15 protein-coding genes are annotated in these 19,964 nt (G+C 67.4%); 9 read left to right on the top strand and 6 right to left on the bottom strand.

The features are described from left to right. Positions 1-14: 14 nt before the first annotated feature. Positions 15-1,325, bottom strand: coding sequence for a M48 family metalloprotease (locus RXV90_RS16845; RefSeq protein WP_316650053.1), 1,311 nt, complete (start codon positions 1,323-1,325; stop codon positions 15-17). 79 nt (positions 1,326-1,404) lie between these two features. Here RXV90_RS16845 and RXV90_RS16840 point away from each other — a divergent pair, with 79 nt between their 5' ends. From RXV90_RS16840 to RXV90_RS16820, 5 genes are all read left to right on the top strand, one after another. After that, positions 1,405-2,544 (top strand): pyridoxal phosphate-dependent aminotransferase, encoded by a 1,140-nt coding sequence (locus RXV90_RS16840; RefSeq protein ID WP_316650052.1) that lies wholly within the window; start codon positions 1,405-1,407, stop codon positions 2,542-2,544. 90 nt (positions 2,545-2,634) lie between these two features. Beyond that, positions 2,635-3,825, top strand: a complete 1,191-nt coding sequence (locus RXV90_RS16835) for an N-acetylmuramoyl-L-alanine amidase (protein WP_316650051.1) — start codon at positions 2,635-2,637, stop codon at positions 3,823-3,825. A 118-nt stretch (positions 3,826-3,943) separates the two neighbouring features. Next, on the top strand, positions 3,944-6,466 hold the full coding sequence (locus tag RXV90_RS16830) for a penicillin-binding protein 1A (RefSeq protein ID WP_316650050.1): 2,523 nt from the start codon (positions 3,944-3,946) through the stop codon (positions 6,464-6,466). 154 nt (positions 6,467-6,620) lie between these two features. Next, positions 6,621-7,748 carry a peptide chain release factor 2 gene (gene prfB / locus RXV90_RS16825; RefSeq protein ID WP_316650049.1) on the top strand — a complete coding sequence of 376 codons (1,128 nt, stop codon included), beginning with the start codon at positions 6,621-6,623 and terminating at the stop codon, positions 7,746-7,748. A gap of 65 nt (positions 7,749-7,813) precedes the next feature. After that, entirely contained in the window at positions 7,814-8,593 is a 780-nt protein-coding gene (locus RXV90_RS16820) for a DUF2189 domain-containing protein (RefSeq protein WP_316650048.1), read from the top strand. A gap of 76 nt (positions 8,594-8,669) precedes the next feature. Here RXV90_RS16820 and RXV90_RS16815 read toward each other — a convergent pair whose 3' ends face one another. The 4 genes from RXV90_RS16815 to bcp all read right to left on the bottom strand — a co-directional run bounded on the left by RXV90_RS16815 (position 8,670) and on the right by bcp (position 11,984). After that, positions 8,670-9,221: a bactofilin family protein gene (locus tag RXV90_RS16815; RefSeq protein ID WP_316650047.1), complete on the bottom strand. Its 552-nt coding sequence runs from the start codon at positions 9,219-9,221 to the stop codon at positions 8,670-8,672. Continuing rightward, on the bottom strand, positions 9,211-10,536 hold the full coding sequence (locus tag RXV90_RS16810) for a DUF5930 domain-containing protein (protein ID WP_316650046.1): 1,326 nt from the start codon (positions 10,534-10,536) through the stop codon (positions 9,211-9,213). Before RXV90_RS16810 ends, RXV90_RS16815 begins: the two co-directional genes overlap by 11 nt. 138 nt (positions 10,537-10,674) lie before the next feature. Further along, complete coding sequence (locus tag RXV90_RS16805; protein ID WP_316650083.1) at positions 10,675-11,496, bottom strand: ferritin-like domain-containing protein; 822 nt, start codon at positions 11,494-11,496, stop codon at positions 10,675-10,677. A gap of 26 nt (positions 11,497-11,522) precedes the next feature. Next, on the bottom strand, positions 11,523-11,984 hold the full coding sequence (gene bcp, locus RXV90_RS16800) for a thioredoxin-dependent thiol peroxidase (protein WP_316650045.1): 462 nt from the start codon (positions 11,982-11,984) through the stop codon (positions 11,523-11,525). A 75-nt stretch (positions 11,985-12,059) separates the two neighbouring features. Here bcp and RXV90_RS16795 point away from each other — a divergent pair, with 75 nt between their 5' ends. From RXV90_RS16795 to RXV90_RS16780, 4 genes are all read left to right on the top strand, one after another. Beyond that, positions 12,060-15,350 carry a YhdP family protein gene (locus RXV90_RS16795; RefSeq protein ID WP_316650044.1) on the top strand — a complete coding sequence of 1,097 codons (3,291 nt, stop codon included), beginning with the start codon at positions 12,060-12,062 and terminating at the stop codon, positions 15,348-15,350. A 190-nt stretch (positions 15,351-15,540) separates the two neighbouring features. Continuing rightward, complete coding sequence (gene queA / locus RXV90_RS16790) at positions 15,541-16,587, top strand: tRNA preQ1(34) S-adenosylmethionine ribosyltransferase-isomerase QueA (protein ID WP_316650043.1); 1,047 nt, start codon at positions 15,541-15,543, stop codon at positions 16,585-16,587. Between the two features lie 88 nt (positions 16,588-16,675). Then, the gene (locus tag RXV90_RS16785; RefSeq protein ID WP_316650042.1) at positions 16,676-17,968 is read left to right on the top strand and encodes an MFS transporter; all 1,293 of its coding nucleotides are present in this window, start codon (positions 16,676-16,678) and stop codon (positions 17,966-17,968) included. A 74-nt stretch (positions 17,969-18,042) separates the two neighbouring features. Further along, positions 18,043-18,627 carry a DUF924 family protein gene (locus RXV90_RS16780; protein ID WP_316650041.1) on the top strand — a complete coding sequence of 195 codons (585 nt, stop codon included), beginning with the start codon at positions 18,043-18,045 and terminating at the stop codon, positions 18,625-18,627. Positions 18,628-18,880: 253 nt separating this feature from the next. Here the strand turns inward: RXV90_RS16780 and RXV90_RS16775 are convergent, their stop codons facing one another. Next, positions 18,881-19,834 carry a radical SAM protein gene (locus tag RXV90_RS16775; RefSeq protein WP_316650040.1) on the bottom strand — a complete coding sequence of 318 codons (954 nt, stop codon included), beginning with the start codon at positions 19,832-19,834 and terminating at the stop codon, positions 18,881-18,883. Positions 19,835-19,964: the final 130 nt, after the last annotated feature.

The following is a 19,964-nucleotide window of genomic DNA, read 5'->3' as shown; positions in this document are numbered from 1 at the left end:
ACTCCTTTTCACTCTCATTGGCTTCCTCCGAAGGCCGCCAGTATGTCTTCGGCCCGGCGCCGACCGGGCGATCCCGCGGGTAAAAGCCCCGCGGCGCGCTTGGCATGGATCACCGCGTCTTCCGCCTGGCCGATCATCGCATAGCGTTCGGCGGTCGAAACGCTGGCCATTCCGTTCTGTCCGTTCCGTGCATAGGCCACCGCGAGGTCGCGCAAAAGCACCGGGTTGCGCGCGTCCCGCGCCCGTGCCCGCGTGAGCACATCCAGAGCGGTGCCATAGCGTTCCGCGGCCAGAAGCGCCCGGCCATAGCTCGCAAGGATCAGCGGGTCGCTCGGGCGCAGCTCCACCGCCCGCCCATAGGCCTGCACCGCAGGGCCGATTGCCCGGCTCTCCATCAGGATCTGGCCGCGCAGCTCGTGCACGAAGGGGTCGGTGGGGCGCATCGCGGCCAGCCGGTCGATCTCGGCCCGCGCCTTCTGCGTATTGGCCTGCCGGTGATAGGCGATCGCCCGCCGCATCACGGCGATATCCGATCCGTCGGAAGATTTCACCTTGCGAAGCGTCTCGCGCGGGCTCCGCACGAAGGCCCCCAGCTTGCCCTGCGCACGCCGGAACCAGTACTCGTCCGACGACCGGTCCGCCGGAATCACCCTCAGCCCCGCGGCCATCCCCTCGACGGCCCGCATCCGGTCCCGCGTCAGCGGATGGGTCTGCACGTAGGGGTCGCGGCGCGGCGCGGCCAGCGCCTCCTGTCCCCGGAACCGCTCAAGCACCCCTATCGCCGCCCTGGGGTCGATCCCCACCTCCGCCATGAAGCGCAGGCCCGAGGCATCGGCGGCCGCTTCCTCGGCCCGGGTATGGGCGAAGAACGCGGCCATGGCCGACGATTGCGTGCCGATCGCCAGCCCGGCGGCCGCCTGCGATTCCCCCGCCAGCGCCGCCGCCAGCCCCAGCGCCATCCCCGCGAAGGCAGACCGCGACGCGGCCCGCCTGTTGCTCAGCCGCCGAGGGATGTGGCCGTTCGCGATATGGGCGATCTCGTGGGCGATCACCGATTGCAGTTCCGCCGCCGATCCCAGCCTCAGGATCAGGCCGGAATGGATGAACACGGTGCGGTCGTCCACGATGAAGGCGTTCATCCGGTCGTCATGGATCACCATGATGTCGATCCGCCCGATGCTCATCCCCGACACGCCGACGATCGGCTCCGCCAGCTTCTTCAGTGCATATTCGATATCGGGGTCGCGCAAGAGCGTGCGCGCACTCGCGGCAAACGCCACAAGCGCCAGAAGGGCGGCCAGACATCCGATCCGAAGGGCACGCAAGAGGGCTTTACTCCGACACCATTGACAGGGCCCGCACCCCATGTGCAGGTCACCGCGCGCAGAGGATAGGAGAAGGTGGATGCGAAGCTCAAGGCGCGGCGAGGTCGATCCCTTTATCGTGATGGACGTGATGGAGGCCGCCCGCGCCGCCGAGGCCGCCGGTCGGCACATCATCCACATGGAGGTGGGGCAGCCCGGAACCCCAGCACCCGCAGGGGCGCGCGCCGCTCTGGCCGCCGCGATGGAGCGCGATGCGCTCGGCTATACCGTGGCCCTCGGCCTGCCCGAACTGCGCGCCCGGATTGCGCGGATCTACGCCGATCGCCACGGGCTCGATCTCGATCCGGCCCGCGTCATCGTCACCTCGGGCTCCTCGGGCGCGTTCCTGCTCGCCTTCACCCATCTCTTCGACGCGGGCGACCGCGTGGCCTTGGGCGATCCCGGCTACCCGTCCTACCGCCAGATCCTGAGGGCGCTCTCGCTCGATCCCGTTGGCATTCCGACACGGATCGAAAACCGCCTTCAGCCCGCACCCGAGGACGTGCCGCAAGACATCCAAGGCCTGATCGTCGCCTCGCCCGCCAACCCCTCCGGCACGATGCTCGACACGCCCGCCCTCACGGCGCTCTACGAGGCCGCAACATCGCGCGGAGCGGCCTTTATTTCCGACGAAATATACCATGGCATCGAGTACGAGCGGCGCGCGGTGTCGGCCCTCGAAATTTCCGATGACGTGACCGTCATCAACTCGTTCTCGAAATACTATTCGATGACGGGCTGGCGCGTCGGCTGGATGGTCGTGCCCGAGGCCCATGTGCGCGGCATCGAACGGCTTGCCCAGAACATGTTCATCTGCCCCTCCCACGCCGCACAGGTCGCGGCCCTCGCCGCCCTGGACTGCGAGGCAGAGCTCCAGGCAAACCTCGCCGTCTATGCCGAGAACCGCCGCCTGATGATCGAAGGGCTGCCCGGGGCGGGCTTCACCGATGTCGCGCCGCCCGACGGCGCCTTCTACGTTTATGCCGATGTCTCGGCCTTCACCGATGACAGCCTCGCCTTCGCAAGGCGGCTTCTCGACGAGGCGGGCGTCGCCGCCACCCCGGGGATCGATTTCGATCCCGTCCGGGGGCGCCACACCCTGCGCTTTTCCTACGCCCGCTCGACCGAGGATATCGCCGAGGGCCTCCGCCGCCTCGTGGATTTCATGGCGAAGGGCTGACGGCGCGGTCCGAAAACAGTTTTGGCCTGACCGGGGTTGCGGTATAGTCCCGGGAAACAATCGCCCGCCAGAGGCGATCACGAGGCAGGCATGTCGAGACTCACCTTGCTCCTTCCGGCGCTCTGCGCCTTTCTTCTGTTGGCCGCGCCCGCGCAGGCCACGCCGCTCGGCGCGCTCGCCCGCGTCTCGGGCAGCGACAGCGCCGTCAGCGACGCGGGGCAGGGGCTCGACCTATCCCTCGCGCTCAGCCAGCCGGTGCCCTGGCGCGCCTACACGCTCGACGCACCGAGGCGCCTCGTGATCGATCTTGCCGAAGTCACCTGGCCGGGCGAGATCCCCGTCACCTCCCGCCGCGATCTCGCGCTCTCGACCGGCACGGCCCGTCCCGGCTGGTCGCGCCTCGTCCTCACCCTCGACGCGCCCCTTGCCATCGACCGGGCCGAACTCGACACCTCCGCGCCCGACGGCCGCGCCCGGCTCTCCGTCAGCCTCGGCCCGGTCGACGAAGCCACCTTCGCCGCCCGCGCCCAGGCCGCACCCGACCTCGCGCTACCCGCCGCGACGCCCGATGGCGCGCGGCCCGTCATCGTCCTCGATCCGGGCCATGGCGGGATCGATCCGGGCGCGGTGGCCGGCGGCCTCGTTGAGGCCGATCTCATGCTCACCTTCGCCCGCGAACTCAGGGGCATCCTGCGCGCCACCGGCGCCTTCGATGTCGTCCTGACGCGCGACGCCGATGTCTTCGTTCCGCTGGAAACCCGCATCACCCGCGCCCGCCAGGCCGGGGCGACCGTGCTGATCTCGCTCCACGCCGACGCGCTTCCGCCCGACGCGGGCCATGCCTCGGGCGCCACCGTCTACACCCTCGCCGAAGAAGCCTCGGATATCGCCTCCCAACGCCTCGCCGAACGCCATGACGAGGATGATCTGATCGCCGGCGTCGACCTCGGGGGGCAGGGCGACGAGATCGCGCTCGTGCTCATGGATCTCGCCCGCACCGTCACCCAGCCCCGCACCGATGCCCTGGCCGATACCCTCGTCGGCGCCATCGACGCGGGCACGGGCGCCACGAACTCCAACCCGCGCCGCGCCGCGGCCTTTTCCGTCCTGAAGGCCCCCGATTTCCCCTCCGTCCTGATCGAGCTGGGCTTTCTCTCCTCCGAGGCCGATCGCAAGCGCCTTTCCGACGGGCGCGCCCGCATGGCGCTGGCCCGCGCCATAGCCGACGGCCTTCTCGACTGGACGGCCAAGGATCGCACCCTTGCGGCGCGTCTCAAATGACCGTGACGGGCCCCTTGCCCTCCGGCGGGTTTCGTCCCATGGAACGCCCCGTCTGTTTTGACCCTGGCGGTCCGGCCCCATATAATCGGGCTGGGTCGTCTAACCCGAGGTGTAGCGCGTGTTGAGGTTTGTCTTTTCCATCCTTGGCGGGATCTTCAGCCTGGCCACGCTTGGCGCGGTCGGCGGCGCGCTCATCGTGGGCGCGGTCTTCTACATGTACGGCCGCGATCTGCCGAACCACGAACAGCTCTCGCAATACACGCCCCCCACGATCAGCCGGATCTATTCCACCGAAGGCCGGATCATCGATGAATTCAGCCAGGAACGCCGCCTCTTCACACCGATCGAAGAGGTGCCCGACCTCGTGAAAGCCGCCTTCATCTCGGCCGAAGACAAGAACTTCTACGAACATGGCGGCTTCGACGCCCGCGGCATCGCCGCGGCGGTGATCGAGGCGGTCGAAACCCGCGGCGCCCGCGTGCGCGGCGCCTCCACCATTCCCCAGCAGGTCGTGAAGAACTTCCTTCTGTCCTCCGACCGGTCCGCCGAACGCAAGATCAAGGAACTGATCCTCTCGGTGCGCCTCGAAAGCACCCTTTCGAAGGACAAGATCCTCGAGCTTTACCTCAACGAGATCTTCCTCGGCCAGAACAGCTACGGCGTCACCGCGGCGGCCCAGACCTATTTCAACAAGCCGCTGTCCGATCTCACGCCCGCCGAAGCCGCCTATCTTGGCGCGCTCCCCCAGCGGCCCTCGTCGCTTCACCCGGTCCGGAACGAGGCCGACGCGATCCAGCGCCGCAACTTCGTTCTGCGCGAGATGAACGAAAACGGCTATATCGACGACGCAACCTACCAGGAGGCGCGTCTCGAGCCGCTTCTGACCGTGCAGGCCGGGGATCTCGAAGGCTTCCGCCAGCAGCTCCCGCCACGCGACTATTTCACCGATGAAATCCGCCGTCAGCTGACCCGCGATTTCGGCGAGGGGCAGTTCCTCGGCGGCGGCCTTACCGTCCGCGCGACCATCGACCCCGAAATGCAGATCGAGGCCGCCAGCGCGCTGCGCCGCCAGCTCGAGGCCTATGACCGCGAACAGGGCGAATGGCGCGGCACCGGTCTCACGCTGCCGACCGATATCCTGGGTGATGAAAAGGCCTGGCGCGAAGCGCTCGCCGCCCTTGAAATCCCACGCGATATCGAAGGCTGGTTCCCCGCCGTCGTCCTCGCCGAAGGCGACACCTCCGTCCGCATCGGGATCGAGGGCGTGCGCGACGATGCCGACGGCCATTTCATCCCCCGCGAAGACGTGCGCTGGATTCGCGGCGCCAGCACGCCGGGCGATATCCTCGATGTGGGCGATGTCGTCCATGTCCGCGCCATGACGTCGGACAGCGACGGCAGCTTCCTTCGCTGGACGCTCCGCCAGGTGCCCGAGGTGCAGGGCGGCTTCATGGCGATGGATGTGAACACGGGCCGCGTGATCGCCATCCAGGGCGGGTTTTCCTACCAGCATTCGGTCTTCAACCGCGCCACCCAGGCCACGCGCCAGCCGGGCTCGTCCTTCAAGCCCTTCGTCTACGCCGCGGCGCTCGACTCGGGCTTCACACCGGCCACCATCATCGTCGACGCGCCGATCGAGGTCGACGTCGGCGGCGGCCGCGTCTGGCGGCCTCGGAACGCATCGAACGAATTCTACGGGCCAACGCCGCTCAGAACCGGCATCGAACGGTCGCGAAACCTGATGACGGTGCGGCTTGCCGAAGAAATCGGCATGGATGTCGTCGCCTCCTATGCCGAGCTTTTCGGCGTCTACGACCGCATGGGCCAGTACCTCGCCAATGCGCTCGGATCCGAGGAAACCACGCTCTACCGCATGGTCGCCGCCTACGCGATGTTCGCCAACGGGGGCGAGCGCATCGAACCCACGCTCGTCGACCGGGTGCAGGATCGCTGGGGCACCACGATCTACCGCCACGACGCGCGCAACTGCGAGGAATGCGGCACGGCCGATCTCGATCCGGGCCGCGCGCCCCGCATCATCTCGAACCGCCGCCAGGTGATGGATCCGGTCACGGCCTATCAGCTGACCTCCATGATGCAGGGCGTGGTCCAGCGCGGCACGGCGGCGGGGCGCGTGAACCTGCCGGTTCCGGCCGCCGGCAAGACCGGCACGACGAACGACGCGAAAGACGTCTGGTTCGTGGGCTTCACCTCGAACATCGCCGCCGGCTGCTACATCGGCTACGACACGCCCCGTCCCCTCGGGCGCGGCGCCTCGGGCGGCCGCTTCTGCGCCCCCGTCTTCCAGGATTTCATGGAAAAGGCCGTGGCCAAGTATGGCGGCGGGCCGTTCGAAGTGCCCCCGGGCGGGCGCTTCATCAAGATCGACCGCTTCACCGGCGAACGCCTGCCCGATACCGCGACGGGCGATTACGTCGTGGCCGAATATTTCCGCGACGGGGAAGAGCCCGTCTTCGGCCTGATGTATGACGGCGGCTTCGCCATGGGCTCGAACCTCCCGCTCTTCGAGCGCGACGCCCAGCCCGAGACCGAGACGACCGTCACCGCGGGCGACGGCCAGACCGTCACGATCCCGACCACCCGCGACACGGGCACGATCTCATCGGGCGGACTTTACTGAGAGGGTGGAGGGGCGCTGCCCCACCTCCCTCCGGTCGGCCCCCGGGATATTTCAGGCCACATGAAGCCGGAAGGGCGCCTTTCATCCGCCGCCCCTTCCTCTTGTTCCACCGCCCCCGCCTTGCTACATCGCCCTCCTGACAAGGACGAACCCCATGCGTGCCGAAGCCGAAAACACCGTCGCCGAGATCGAGAAATCCCTGGCCCTCCTGCGCCAGCGGATGGATTGGGACACCGCCGAACATCGCCTCGAGGAATTCAACGCGATGACGGAGGATCCGGGTCTCTGGAACGATCCAGACCGCGCGCAGAAACTCATGCGCGACCGCCAGATGCTCGTCGACGCGATGGATCGCTACAAGGGGATGAGCCAGGATCTGTCCGACAATGTCGAACTGATCGAACTGGGCGAGGCCGAGGGCGACAGCGACGTGGTGGCCGAGGCCGAAACGGCGCTGAAGGCCCTGAAGGAACGCGCCGCCCAGGCCGAGCTCGAGGCGCTCCTGTCGGGGGAGGCCGACGGCAACGACACCTTCCTCGAAATCAACGCGGGCGCCGGCGGCACCGAAAGCTGCGACTGGGCCTCGATGCTCGCGCGCATGTATGTCCGCTGGGCCGAAAAGCACGGCTTCACCGTCGAACTTCTGTCGGAAAGCGCGGGCGACGAGGCAGGCATCAAATCGGCCGCCTACAAGATCTCGGGCCCCAACGCCTATGGCTGGCTCAAATCCGAAAGCGGCGTGCACCGCCTGGTGCGGATCTCGCCCTTCGACAGCGCCGCCAAGCGCCACACCTCGTTCTCCTCGGTCTGGGTCTACCCGGTCGTCGACGAGAATATCGAGATCGAGGTGAACCCCTCCGACATCCGCGTCGACACCTACCGCTCCTCCGGTGCCGGCGGGCAGCACGTCAACACCACCGATTCCGCCGTGCGGATCACCCACATCCCCACCGGCATCGTCGTCACCAGTTCCGAGAAATCCCAGCACCAGAACCGCGACATCGCCATGAAGGCCCTGAAATCGCGGCTCTACCAGCAGGAGCTCGACCGCCGGAACGCCGAAATCAACGCCCAGCACGCCGCCAAGGGCGAGGCGGGCTGGGGCAACCAGATCCGCTCCTATGTGCTGCAGCCCTACCAGATGGTGAAGGATCTTCGCACCAACCACGAAACCTCCGACACCAAGGGCGTGCTCGACGGCGATCTCGACGGCTTCATGGCGGCCACGCTCGCGATGGATGTGGCGGGCAAAAGCCGGGCCGAGGCCCAGGCCGAAGACTGATCCTTCGCGCTTGATTCCGCCCGCCGCCCGGCACAGGCTGCGGGGCAGGGGAGGACCGAGGGCGCATGAACACCACCACCGAACTCGAAGCATCGCGCGTGCCCGATATCGGGCACCTCACGGTGACGGAGATTTTCGCGGCGCTGCGCGCGGGCTGGCGCGATTTCCTCGCCGCCCCCGTCTTCGGCATCGCCTTCTCGGCGGTCTATGTCGCGATGGGCTTTCTCCTTCTGATCCTGGGAGCGGGCACCTTCGTCTGGACGCTCGCGCTTTCCCTCGGCTTCCCGCTTGTCGCGCCCTTCGCCGCGGTCGGGCTTTACGAGGTCTCCCGCCGGCTCGAGGCGGGCATTCCCCTCGTCTGGTCCGAAATCCTCTCTGTCGTCGTCCGCGAAAAGGACAGGCAACTGCCCTGGATCGGCGTCATCCTCCTGATGATCTTCCTGTTCTGGTCCTTCTTCGCCCATATGCTCTTCGCCCTCTTCATGGGGCTCTCGACGCTCACCAACATCTCGTCGAGCTATGATGCGCTGCTCACCGGCAACGGGCTCACCATGATCGCGATCCAGGCGCTTGTGGGCGCGGGCGTCGCGTTTCTCACCTTCGCGCTCACCGTCGTCAGCCTGCCGCTCCTCCTCGAGAAGGAGCTTGATTTCGTCACCGCCATGCTCACCTCGATCCGCGCGGTCCGGGCGAACCTGCCCGTCATGCTGATCTGGGCGGCGGTGATCGCGGGGCTTCTCTTCCTCGGGATGCTGCCCCTGTTCCTCGGGCTCTTCGTGGTGCTTCCGGTCCTGGGCCACGCGACCTGGCACATCTACCGCCGCGTGCTCTACGATCCTGTCTGAGGTCCGCCCGAAACGCGAAAGGCGCCGCGGTATCCCGCAGCGCCTTCCGTGATCCTTGCGATCCGAAGGGGCCGGATCAGCTCTTCGCGCCAGCCGCCGCAGGCTGCGGGCTCGACGAAGACGAAGTCGGCGATGCACCGGGCGCAGGCTTCGGCGCGGGCTTCCCGCTCGTCGAAAGCGGGTCTTCCTGCCGCTGGACGGAGCCTTCGAAATGCGCCCCCGATTCGATCGCGATGGTCTTGTGAATGATGTCGCCCTCGACCTTCGCGGTCGCGGTCAGGCGCACCTTCAGGCCGCGCACGCGGCCGATGATCCGGCCATTGACGATCACGTCGTCGGCCATGCACTCGCCCTTCACCGTGGCGCCTTCGCCGACAGTCAGGATATGGGCACGGATATCGCCTTCCACGGTGCCTTCGATCTGGATATCGCCGGCGGTCTTCAGGTTGCCCGTGATGGTCAGGTCAGACGACAGAACAGACGCCGGCGGCTTCGCCTTCGGGGCCGAAGAGGTGCTGTAGTCGGTGGAGGGTTTGCTCGTGTCCATGGGATCCTTTGCCTCGCTGTTGTTGGACGATGACGGCGTTTCTGGGGTGCCGCTGTCGCTCACTCTGCTTTTAGAAAACATCTCTCGCTGCCTTGATGTAATTCATCGGGTTTATGGGGGTGCCGTCGACCCTGATCTCATAGTGCAGATGAGTGCCGGTCGAGCGTCCAGTATTTCCCATATCACCGATGCGGTCTCCGCGCGAGACCCTATCGCCCACGTTCACCCGGATCTTCGAAAGGTGTGCGTATCGGGTCTCGATCCCGAAATCGTGCCGGATCTTGATAAGCTTGCCATATCCGCTCTGCGTCCCGGCGAAGATCACCACCCCGTCCGCGGTGCTATGGATCGGCGATCCGTGGCCGCCCGCGAAATCCGACCCGTTGTGCATCCGCCCGTTCCGCGGGCCGAACCCGCTGGTATAGCGGAAGGCGCCCTTCACGGGTTCGTAGAACGGCGTCTTCTGCACGGCGATCCGGTACAGGTTCAGCCGGTCAAGCCGTTCGAGGATGTCGTTCGCCCGCAGCGTATCGGCATCGGGCGGCGCGTTCTTGGTTGAAAACTGCAGCGGCGTCAAAGGCCCGCCCTGTCCGGAATAGCCGCGCCGCACCGTCTCGATGATCGAATCCGCGGGAAGCCCGGCCTGCCGAAACATGTCGTCCAGCGGTTCGAGAGAGATCGACACCGCTTCCTCGAGCTGCCGGAAGATCCGGTCGTTCCGCTCCTCGGCCAGCTTCTTCTCGAATTCCATGTCTTCAAGCTGCGCAAGCGTCACGGCGGTCGTCGCCGCCTTGTCGTCGCGTTCGGCCGCGGTGCCCGACAGGGCGGCGGCCAGGTGATCGACGGTCGACTGAAGCTCTTCCATCGCCGCCACTTCCGGCGCGACGGCATCCTCGGTCTCGGCCAGCGTCGCCGTCAGGTCGGCCACCCGCAGGGCCTGGGCGTCGCGCTCCGCGATCGCCGTGCGAAGCGAGGCCCGCAGCGCGCCGATCCCGGCTTCCAGTTCCTTGCGGCGTTCCTCGGCGCCCAGAAGCCGGGTCTGCATCGCCGAAACCTCTGCCAGCGCCAGCGAGAAACGTTCATGCGCCTCGCGGGCCTCTTCCGCCCGCGCATCCCGCTCCGCCGAAATCGTGTTCAGCCGCTCGCCGTACAGCGCCATTTCCCGCAGCGCCTGGTCGCGCTGGTTCCCGGCGCCAAGCGAATCCATCAGGAGGATCGCCGAGGCCACGATCGTCCAGCCCACGACCATGCCGCTGCCCGCGACGGCGATAAGCTGCGTCACCGGGCTCAGCCGCACATAGCGCGTCTCGCTGTCCGATCTCAGGAAAAGCCGCTGCTCGGGAAATACCCGTTCCAGACGCGTCCGCAGAACATGCAGGAGGTGCGCTCGTGTCATGGCTTTTACCGCTCGTCTCTTGTCCCGTTTGTCCCACGGCATGCCCATGCCGCATTTTTGGACAACATGGTGTTAACGGCGCGCCGGGAAACGGGCAACCTCTTTGATCGAATTGGCGATTTCTCTTCGGGATCGTGGCTATTCCGGCGGCTTTTCGCCGATGCTGGGGCCGGTTTCATCCACCAGCGGCCAGTAGAAGTCGGGCGGGATTCCGGCCTCCGCCCGCTTCTCCTCGTTGAAGGGCGGCTTCGGCCCGCCGGGGAAATAACGCCGGACCAGCCCGTGAAACGCCTCCTTCGGGTCGGTGTCCTCCCGCCCGCAGAGGAAGTGAAACCATTTCGAGCCATAGGCGACATGCCCCACTTCCTCGCCATAGATCACCTCGAGCGCGGCCACGGCCTCATCCGCCCCGGCCTTCCGGAAGATCCCGATCATCCCCGGCGTCACGTCAAGGCCGCGCGCCTCCAGCACCATCGGCACGATGGCAAGCCTGCCCATCAGGTCGTCGGCCGTCTCCTCCGCCGCGCGCCACATGCCCGCATGGGCGGGCAGCGCACCGTAATGGCTGCCCATCGCCTCAAGGCAGTCGCAGACAAGGTTGAAATGCTTGGCTTCCTCGTCGCCCGCCTTCACCCAGTCGTCATGGAACCCCATCGGCATCGGCACATCGGCGAACCGCGCGATGATGTCCCAGTGCAGGTCGACAGCGTTCAGCTCGATATGCGCCACCGCGTGCAGAAGCGCGATCCGCCCCGCCTCCGTCCCCGGCTTTCGCTTCGGCACGTCCCGGGGCGGCAGAAGCTCGGGGCGCGCGGGGCGTGCGGGAAAGTCGGGCGGGCTGGCCCGGCCCACGGGCAGGGGGGCGCCCGCCTCCCGCGCCGCCCGCCACCGCGCGGCATGGGCGCGCGACAGCGCCGCCTTCGCGCGCCCGTCCGCCGTCGACAGAACCTCGACGGCCATCTCGGCAAGGCTGGCCGGCGTCCCGCTCACAACGCCTGCACCGCCTCGAGCACGATGGCGTCATGGCCCGGCACCTTCACCTTCCGCCAGATATCGCGCACCCGGCCGTCGGGGCCGATCAGGAAGGTCGACCGCTCGATCCCCATATAGCTCTTGCCGTACATGCTCTTCTCGATCCACACGCCATAGCGCTCGCAGACATCGCTTTCCTCGTCCGACAGAAGTGCCACCTGAAGCCCGTGCTTGTCGCGAAACTTGTCGAGCTTCTTGACCGAATCCTTCGACACGCCAAGCACCACGGCGCCCGCGGCCTCCATCGCGCTCCGCATCGCGGTGAAGGCGACGGCCTGCTTCGTGCAGCCCGAGGTATCGGCCCGCGGATAGAAATACAGAACCACGGCCTTCCCCTTCAGATCGCTCAGGGAAATCTCGCCGCCGCCATCGCGGGGCAGGGTGAATTCGGGGGCGCTATCGCCTATCGCAACCATCTTGGGTCTCCTTCTGCGCGCATCGTGATATCCCTTGCTGTTTTAGGCTGCGGCGCGGCAAGTTAAAGGTGAGGAATGGCAGTGGACCCCGATCCAGAGGCCCCGGCGACACCGGAGGCCGATGACGCGCGCCCGGAACGGGCCGGGCGCCGCTGGCCGCTCTATGCTCTCGCGCTCCCCACGATCCTCGTCGGCCTGATGCTCGGCCTGTTCTACGCGGTCGAAGGGCGCACCATCGCGCTTCCCGCGCCGCTCTCCGAACGGCTCGAGGCAGAACTCGCCCAAGGGCTCGGGCAGGGCCGCGTGCGCATCGGCGGGGCCGAGGTGCGGCTCGACAGCACGGTGTCGGCCTCGATCGTCCTGCGCGACGTGATCATCCGCGACGGCGGCGGCGCGCGCCTCGCCCAGGTCAACCAGATGTCCGCCAACTTCCCCGTCGCGATCCTCTGGGGCGGGCGCATCGCGCCAGACGATTTCGCGATCCACGGTGGGCAGCTTACCCTGCGCCGCGCCGCCGACGGGGCCTTCACCCTCGCCTTCGGCGGGGGCGAGCGCTCTGCCGAGGGCAACCTCGCCGATATCCTGCAAAGCCTCGATGCGCTCTTCACCGACACCCCGCTCGCCGAGGTGCGCGAAGTCGCCGCAACCGATGTCACCATCGCGGTCGAGGATGCGCGCTCGGGCCGGGTCTGGCAGGCCACGAACGCCCGCGCCACGCTACGCAACACGCCCGACCGGATCGACCTCGACGTTTTCAGCGAGGTCTTCAACGGCACCGAGGATCTGGCGGCCGTCCAGCTTTCCTTCCGCACCACGAAGGGAGAGCTTGACGCCGAACTCGCGGCCACCATCCTGAACGCCGCCGCCGCCGACCTCGCGCTGCAAACCCCTGCGCTCAGCTATCTGGGCCTCCTCGACGCCCCCGTCTCTGGCGCGATCCGCGCGGTCTTCGACGACATGGCCGAACTCGAAAGCCTCGCCGCCACCCTCGATATCGCGGCCGGCAGCCTCCGGCCCGCCGGCACCGTCCGTCCGATCGCCTTCAACCGGGGCCGCGCCTATCTCACCTACGATCCGGCAGAGGCGCGGCTCGGCTTCGACGAGATATCGGTGGAAAGCGATGCCCTCCGCCTCACGGCCGACGGCCACGCCTATCTGCGCGAATTCCGCGGCGCCTGGCCGCAAAGCATGGAGGCCCAGCTGCGCGTCAGCCAGGTCGCCGTCGCACCCGAAGGCCTTTTCGAAAACGCCGTCACGCTCGACAGCGGCATCGCCGATCTGCGCGTCCGCCTCGATCCCTTCCGCGTCGATCTGGGCCAGGTCGTGTTCCGCGACGGCGACACCACGCTCCGGGGGCAGGGGGCCGTCTCCGCCGATCCCGAAGGCTGGCAGGTGGGCGTCACGCTCGCCGCCGACCGGATCACGCCCGACCGCGTGCTGGCGCTCTGGCCCCTCGGCGCGGCCCCCGGCGCCCGCCGATGGGTGGCGGAAAACCTGCTCGATGGCCAGATCACCGATGTGAATGCCGGGTTCCGCATCGCGCCGGGCCAGGCCCCCGCCATCGGCGTCACCTACGATTTCGAAGAGGCCCGCGTTCGCTTCCTGCCCTACATGCCGCCCCTCGTCGACGGGCGCGGCCACGCCGCCGTCTTCGACAACGCCTATACCATGCGCCTCGACCGCGGCATCGTCGTGCCGGAAGAGGGCGGTGCGATCGACCTCACAGGCTCCACCATCCGCATCGCGCCGCTCGACGAAAACCCGCCCCGCGCCGAAATAGGCATCCGCGCCACGGCGCCCCTCGAAGCGGCGCTCACGCTGCTCGACAACAAACCCCTCGAGATCCTGCAGAAGGCCGGCCGTCCCGCCGATCTCGCGGCGGCCACGGCGACGGTGCGCGCCACCCTCGGCTTCCGCCTCCTGAAGGAGATCCCGATCGAGGCCGTCCGCTACGACGTCGCCGCCACCCTGTCCGACGTCCGCTCCTCCACGCTGATCCCGAACCGGATGCTCACCTCCGATGCGCTCGGCGTCACCGTCGTCCCGGGCCGGCTCACGCTCTCGGGGCCGGTCGAGGTCGACAGCGTGCCGATGAACGTCGTCTTCGATCAGCCGTTCGGCGATGGCGGCCTCGCCCCGGCCCGCGTGACCGGCACCATGACGCTTTCGAATAGCCTGCTGTCGACCTTCGGTGTCGGCCTGCCGCCCGGCACGGTGGGCGGCGAAGCCCCGGCGGAGTTCACCCTCGATCTGCCCCCGGGCGAACCGCCGGGCCTCTGGGTCTCCTCCGATCTCGGCGGGCTGACGCTTCGGATCCCCGCGCTCGGCGTCTCCAAATCGGCGGGCACGCTCGGCGAGTTGTCCCTCGACGCCGCGCTCGGGCCCGATCCCCGGATCGACCGCATCTCCCTCGAAACGCTGGGCTTCTCCGCCGAGGGCCGGGTGCGCCTCGCCCCGGGCGGCGCCTTCGAGGCGCTCGAACTTGATCGCCTCGCCGCCGGGCGCTGGCTCGACGCCGCCGCGGTGACGCTCGAAAACCGCGGGGCAGGGCAGGCGCCCCGGATCCGCGTCGACGGCGGCACGATGGATCTGCGCGCCCGTCCCGACGGGGGCGGCGGCGGCGCGCCGGTCCCGGTCGAACTTCGCCTCGACCGCGTGCAGATCACCGACGAGATCGCGGCCACGAACCTGGTCGCCAGCCTTGTCTCGGGCAATGGGCTCGACGGCACCTTCACCGCGCTCGTCAACGACGGCGCCCCCGTCCGGGGCCGCCTCGCGCCGCAACGCGGGCGCACCGCGATCCGCGTGCAGGGCGACAACGCGGGCCAGATCCTGCACAATTCCGGCCTCTTCCGCTCGCTCGAGGAAGGCAGTTTCGATCTCGTCCTCGCCCCGCGCGAGGAAGGCCCAGGCTTCAACGGCCGGCTCCGGATCGAAGACGCGCGGCTCGGCGATCAGCCCGCCATCGTCGACGTGCTCGACGCCATGTCGATCGTCGGCATCCTCGATCAGCTGCGCGGCCCCGGCATCGTCTTCGATTCGATCGAGGCCAATTTCCGCCTGCTCCCCGACCGGCTCCTGCTCGACCGCGCGGCGGCGGTGGGCGCCTCCCTCGGCGTCTCGCTCGACGGCGTCTACGGGCTCGAAACCCGGCGGCTCGACATGCAGGGCGTGCTCTCGCCGATCTACATGCTGAATTCCATCGGCTCGGTCTTCACCCGGCGGGGCGAGGGGCTCTTCGGTTTCACCTTCAAGATCCGCGGCGCGGCGGAAAACCCCAGCGTCTCGGTCAACCCGCTCTCGATCCTGACCCCGGGCATGTTCCGCGAGATCTTCCGCCGCCCGCCGCCGGGCGAGACGCAGTAGGGAGAGCCTTCCGATCGATTGCCGTGCCAGCGCATGCCCGTGGGGAGGCGCTTGCGCTGGCACGGCGGCCCGGCGGGCCTTGATTCCGTACCGGGCGATCCTTCAGAAGGCCAAGCCCCCTTGCATCCGGAAGGACTTCACCCGAAATACCCACTCCGTTCTCCTTACCGACGCCCCAATCACCGCCCCCATGAAACTCTCCGATTTCGATTTCCCGCTCCCCGATCACCTGATCGCCACCCGCCCGGCAAGCCCGCGCTCCTCCGCGCGCCTCCTCGTCGCGCGGGGCGACAGCATCGCCGACCGCACCGTCACCGATCTGCCCGGCGAACTCCGCCCCGGCGACCGCCTCGTGCTCAACGACACCAGGGTCATCCCCGCCCGCCTCTCCGGCATCCGCCACCGCACAGGGGGCGAGGGCGCCCGGATCGAAATCACGCTCCTCCAGCCCACCCCCGGAGGCCACTGGCGCGCGCTCCTGAAACCCCTGAAGAAGGTCCGCGACGGCGAAACCATAGACCTCCCCGCAGGCCTCACCGCCACCGTCGAGACCCGCGACGACGGGCAGGCCACGCTCTCCTTCAACCTCGAAGGCGCCGCCTTCGACGCGGCGCTGGCGGAGGCCGGCAACATGCCCCTCCCGCCCTATATCGAGGCGCGCCGCAAGGCTGACGCCCGCGACAAGACCGATTACCAGACGGTCTGGGCCCGAAACGATGGCGCCGTCGCCGCCCCCACCGCCAGCCTCCATTTCGACGAACCGCTCCTTCAGGCCCTCGCCGACCGCGGCGTGGGCTTCACCCATGTCACGCTCCATATCGGCGCGGGCACCTTCCTGCCGGTCAAGGTCGACGATATCGCCGATCACCGGATGCACGCCGAATGGGGCCGGATCAGCCCAGAGGCGGCAGACGAGATCAACGCCACCCGCGCCGCGGGCGGCCGCATCATCCCGGTCGGCACCACCGCGCTCCGCCTCCTCGAAAGCGCGGCGCGCGACGACGGCACCCTCGCCCCCTGGACGGGCGAGACCGATATCTTCATCACCCCGGGCTTCCGCTTCCGCATCACCGATGCGCTGATGACGAACTTCCACCTGCCGAAATCGACGCTCATGATGCTCGTCTCGGCGCTGATGGGGCGCGACCGTATCATGGCGATCTACGCCCACGCCCTGCGCGAGGAATACCGCTTCTTCTCCTACGGCGACGCCTCGATCCTCTTCCCCGAGGCCTGAACGCGACAAACCTTTGTCGAAAAAACACCGGACGCGCCCCCGGCCATGCTGCTAGGCGGGCGCAACAAGACGTGAAACGGCGCAAGACATGATACAGGTCCTCGGCTCCTCCTGGGCAATCCTGCTCGGGCTCCTGCTCCTGATGCTCGGCAACGGCATCCAGGGCACGCTCCTCGGCATCCGGGGCGCGATCGAGGGCTTTTCGACCTACGAGATGTCGCTTGTCATGTCCGCCTATTTCCTCGGCTTCTTCGGCGGCTCGCGCATGACGCCGCGCCTCATCCAGCGTGTGGGGCATGTCCGCGTCTTCGCCGCGCTCGGCTCCTTCACCTCCGCGGTGCTGATCCTCTTTCCCACGCTCACCGATCCCTGGGCCTGGGTCTTCCTGCGCGTCCTGATCGGCTTCTGCTTCTCCGGCATCTACGTCACCGTCGAAAGCTGGCTGAACAACGCGGTCGAGAACGAGAACCGCGGCAAGGCACTTTCGCTCTACCTGATCGTTCAGATGGCCGGCATCATCTCGGCCCAGGGTCTCGTCGCGGTGGGCGATCCCTCGGGCTTCGTGCTCTTCATCATCCCGTCGGTCCTGGTCTCGATCGCCTTCGCGCCGATCCTGCTCTCGGCCACCCCCACACCGTCCTTCGAGACGACGAAGCCGATGGGCATTCTCGAGGTGTTCCAGATCTCGCCCCTGGGCTGCGTCGGCGTCTTCGTCCTGGGCGGCGTCTTCTCGGCCATGTTCGGCATGGCGGCGGTCTACGCGACCGAGGCGGGCTATTCCGTCGGACAGATCTCGCTCTTCGTCGCGATGATCTACGTGGGCGGGCTTTTGCTGCAATTCCCGATCGGCTGGGTCTCCGACCGGATGGACAGGCGGATCCTGATCCTCGGGGTCTCGGCCCTGGGCGGGGCGGCGGCGCTCATCGGCTCGATGACGACCGAGATCTACTGGGTCATCATCGGCGTCGCCTTCTTCGTCGGCGGCACGGCGAACCCGCTCTACGCGCTGCTTCTGGCCTATGTGAACGACTATCTCGACGGCGAGCGCATGGCGGGCGCCTCGGGCGCGCTCATCTTCGTCAACGGGATCGGCGCCATCGCCGGCCCGCTCGTCATCGGCTGGCTCATGGCACAGCTGGGGCCGCGCGGCTTCTGGCTCTTCGTCGCGATCCTGATGCTTGGCCTCGCGGCCTATGCGGTCTGGCGAATGGGCCGGCGGCCCATGGCGGTGCCGGTCGAGGAAACGGTGCCATATGCCCCGATCACGCCCGTGGCCTCGCCCGTCGCGACCCAGCTTGCGCAAGAGTATTACGCAGACACGAGCGATGAAATCGTGAGCGATTCCGCAACAAATGAAACTTCTCGCGACCACAAAAGTTGAGAATCGAAGAAACTCTTGTAACGCTTTGAAAAAAACATGTGCACAACGAGCAGGCGAAAAGGTGAGTGTGTAGAATGAAACCGGAAGACGTATTGTCGTATTGGCTGGACGAGGTTGGTCCTGACGGCTGGTACAAGGGCGGCGATGCTCTCGACAAAGAGGTCGCGTCCAAATTCCAGGACACCTGGGAAAAGGCGGGTGAGGGCGCGCTGTCGCTCTGGCTCACCTATCCCTCCGGTGCGCTGGCCTACATCATCCTGACGGATCAGTTTCCGCGCAACATGTTCCGGGGCACGGCCAAGGCCTTCGCCACCGATGCGGTGGCGCTCGCGGCGGCCAAGTCGGCCATCGCCCGCGGCTGGGACATGAAGATCGACGAACCGGCGCGCCAGTTCTTCTACATGCCGCTGATGCATTCCGAATGCCTCGTCGATCAGGATCGCTGCGTGCGGCTGATGCTGACGCGGATGCCGAATTCCGAACCCGATCACCTGCTACACGCCAAGGTGCATCGCGAGGTGATCCGCCGCTTCGGGCGCTTCCCCTACCGCAACGATGCCCTGTCGCGGAAACCGCAGGGGGACGAGCTCGATTTCATCGCGAATGGCGGCTACGCCCACGCGCTTCAGACGATGCAGGGCGCCCGGCCCCACGTCTGACCGGCCGATGCGACGATTGCCGCCCCGGCCACCGCGCCGGGGCCTCGTTGCATGCCTCTCTTCCCGTATTGACAGCGTCCGCCGGTCTCACGGCCCGGTAAGCCGTGCGGCGCGGTAGGATCTGTTCGGAAAGATCACCGTACGCCCGCCTCCCGGATTCTGACGACGGGCGGTGTACGGGCTGTGTACGCCCTGTGTACGCCGTGTGACTTTGTACAAAACGCCCCGAATCGCAGGCGTTACCCCACCGTACTCAGGCCGAGCAGCTGGCCCCGCCAAGCACACAGAACTTGGCGCAATGGGGGTGGTTCAGCGCCACCTCGCCCTCGGCCTCCGCCAGCGTTTCGCCAAGCTCGAATTCGGGCTCATAGGGCAGCAGCGTGCAGGCCACCACCACCGGCCGCGCCGCCCCCTTGCGCTTCACGACCATTCGGGACGAGGCGCACATCACATCCTCGGGCCGCTTGTTCAGGATACCCCAGCAAGCCGTTGTAATCTCTGGTACATCCGCCGTCTCGTCCATCTCGGGGAACAGCACCGTCATCCCCGGATCATCCGCGTCGATGGCAAAGCCCTCCCGCGCATAAAGCGCCGCATAGCCTTCCCGCGCCGAGGCGTCGCTTTCATGCCAGAGCGCCCGGCCCGCCACCGCCATGCGGATCCCGGCATCCCTCAGCCAGCGCATCCCCTCGATGCTTTTCTCGAAACTCCCCGCGCCCCGCTCCTCGTCATGCCGCAGCGGCGACCAGTGATCGAGCGACACCCGAAGTGTCATGCGATTTCCGTATCTTGCAGCCAGATCCTCAAGCCCCGCCCGCACCGATTTCCGCATCATCGGGCGCATGGCGTTCGTCAGGATCAGCACATCGTAACCGCGCGCAAGCGATACCTCCGCCATCGCGATCATCTCGGGGTTCATGAAGGGCTCGCCGCCCGTGAACCCGATCTCGCGCACGCCCCAGGCCCGCTCGTCAAGCTGGTCGAGAAACCCTTCCAGCTCCGCGGTGGTCAGATAGACGAGACGGTCGTTCTTCGGAGAGGATTCGATATAGCAGTTGACGCATTCGATATTGCAGAGCGTCCCGGTGTTGAACCACAGCGTCTGCGGGTACGACAACGCAACCCGTGCCCTCGGCTCGCCTTTCGCCGTCACCGCGGGATGGTCGAACTTGCCGAACGCCGCTTCGCCGGAGGGGTGGTCTTTCATGGGGGCACTCTTTTATCCTTCGCAATCAACGGGTACTGCCGGACGGGCCGAAAGGCCATACCCCGGGTCGGCTTTGACGCAGTTGTGAAGCGCGGCTCCCGTGCTAGACAGCAGCCACTGGTCAGCGTAT

The organism is Ovoidimarina sediminis, from assembly GCF_032586175.1.
Classification (GTDB): Bacteria; Pseudomonadota; Alphaproteobacteria; order Rhodobacterales; family Rhodobacteraceae; genus Ovoidimarina; species Ovoidimarina sediminis.
Note: the sequence above shows the minus strand (reverse complement) of the source record. Positions and strands in the feature narration are given on the sequence as shown.

Excerpts from the sequence above, each read along its gene's own strand:
- RXV90_RS16840 (WP_316650052.1), top strand. The coding sequence starts at position 1,405 with ATGCGAAGCTCAAGGCGCGGCGAGGTCGATCCCTTTATCGTGATGGAC.
- RXV90_RS16835 (WP_316650051.1), top strand. The coding sequence starts at position 2,635 with ATGTCGAGACTCACCTTGCTCCTTCCGGCGCTCTGCGCCTTTCTTCTG.
- prfB (WP_316650049.1), top strand. The coding sequence starts at position 6,621 with ATGCGTGCCGAAGCCGAAAACACCGTCGCCGAGATCGAGAAATCCCTG.
- RXV90_RS16820 (WP_316650048.1), top strand. The coding sequence starts at position 7,814 with ATGAACACCACCACCGAACTCGAAGCATCGCGCGTGCCCGATATCGGG.
- RXV90_RS16815 (WP_316650047.1), bottom strand. The coding sequence starts at position 9,221 with ATGTTTTCTAAAAGCAGAGTGAGCGACAGCGGCACCCCAGAAACGCCG.
- RXV90_RS16810 (WP_316650046.1), bottom strand. The coding sequence starts at position 10,536 with ATGACACGAGCGCACCTCCTGCATGTTCTGCGGACGCGTCTGGAACGG.
- RXV90_RS16805 (WP_316650083.1), bottom strand. The coding sequence starts at position 11,496 with ATGGCCGTCGAGGTTCTGTCGACGGCGGACGGGCGCGCGAAGGCGGCG.
- bcp (WP_316650045.1), bottom strand. The coding sequence starts at position 11,984 with ATGGTTGCGATAGGCGATAGCGCCCCCGAATTCACCCTGCCCCGCGAT.
- RXV90_RS16795 (WP_316650044.1), top strand. The coding sequence starts at position 12,060 with ATGGCAGTGGACCCCGATCCAGAGGCCCCGGCGACACCGGAGGCCGAT.
- queA (WP_316650043.1), top strand. The coding sequence starts at position 15,541 with ATGAAACTCTCCGATTTCGATTTCCCGCTCCCCGATCACCTGATCGCC.
- RXV90_RS16785 (WP_316650042.1), top strand. The coding sequence starts at position 16,676 with ATGATACAGGTCCTCGGCTCCTCCTGGGCAATCCTGCTCGGGCTCCTG.
- RXV90_RS16780 (WP_316650041.1), top strand. The coding sequence starts at position 18,043 with ATGAAACCGGAAGACGTATTGTCGTATTGGCTGGACGAGGTTGGTCCT.
- RXV90_RS16775 (WP_316650040.1), bottom strand. The coding sequence starts at position 19,834 with ATGAAAGACCACCCCTCCGGCGAAGCGGCGTTCGGCAAGTTCGACCAT.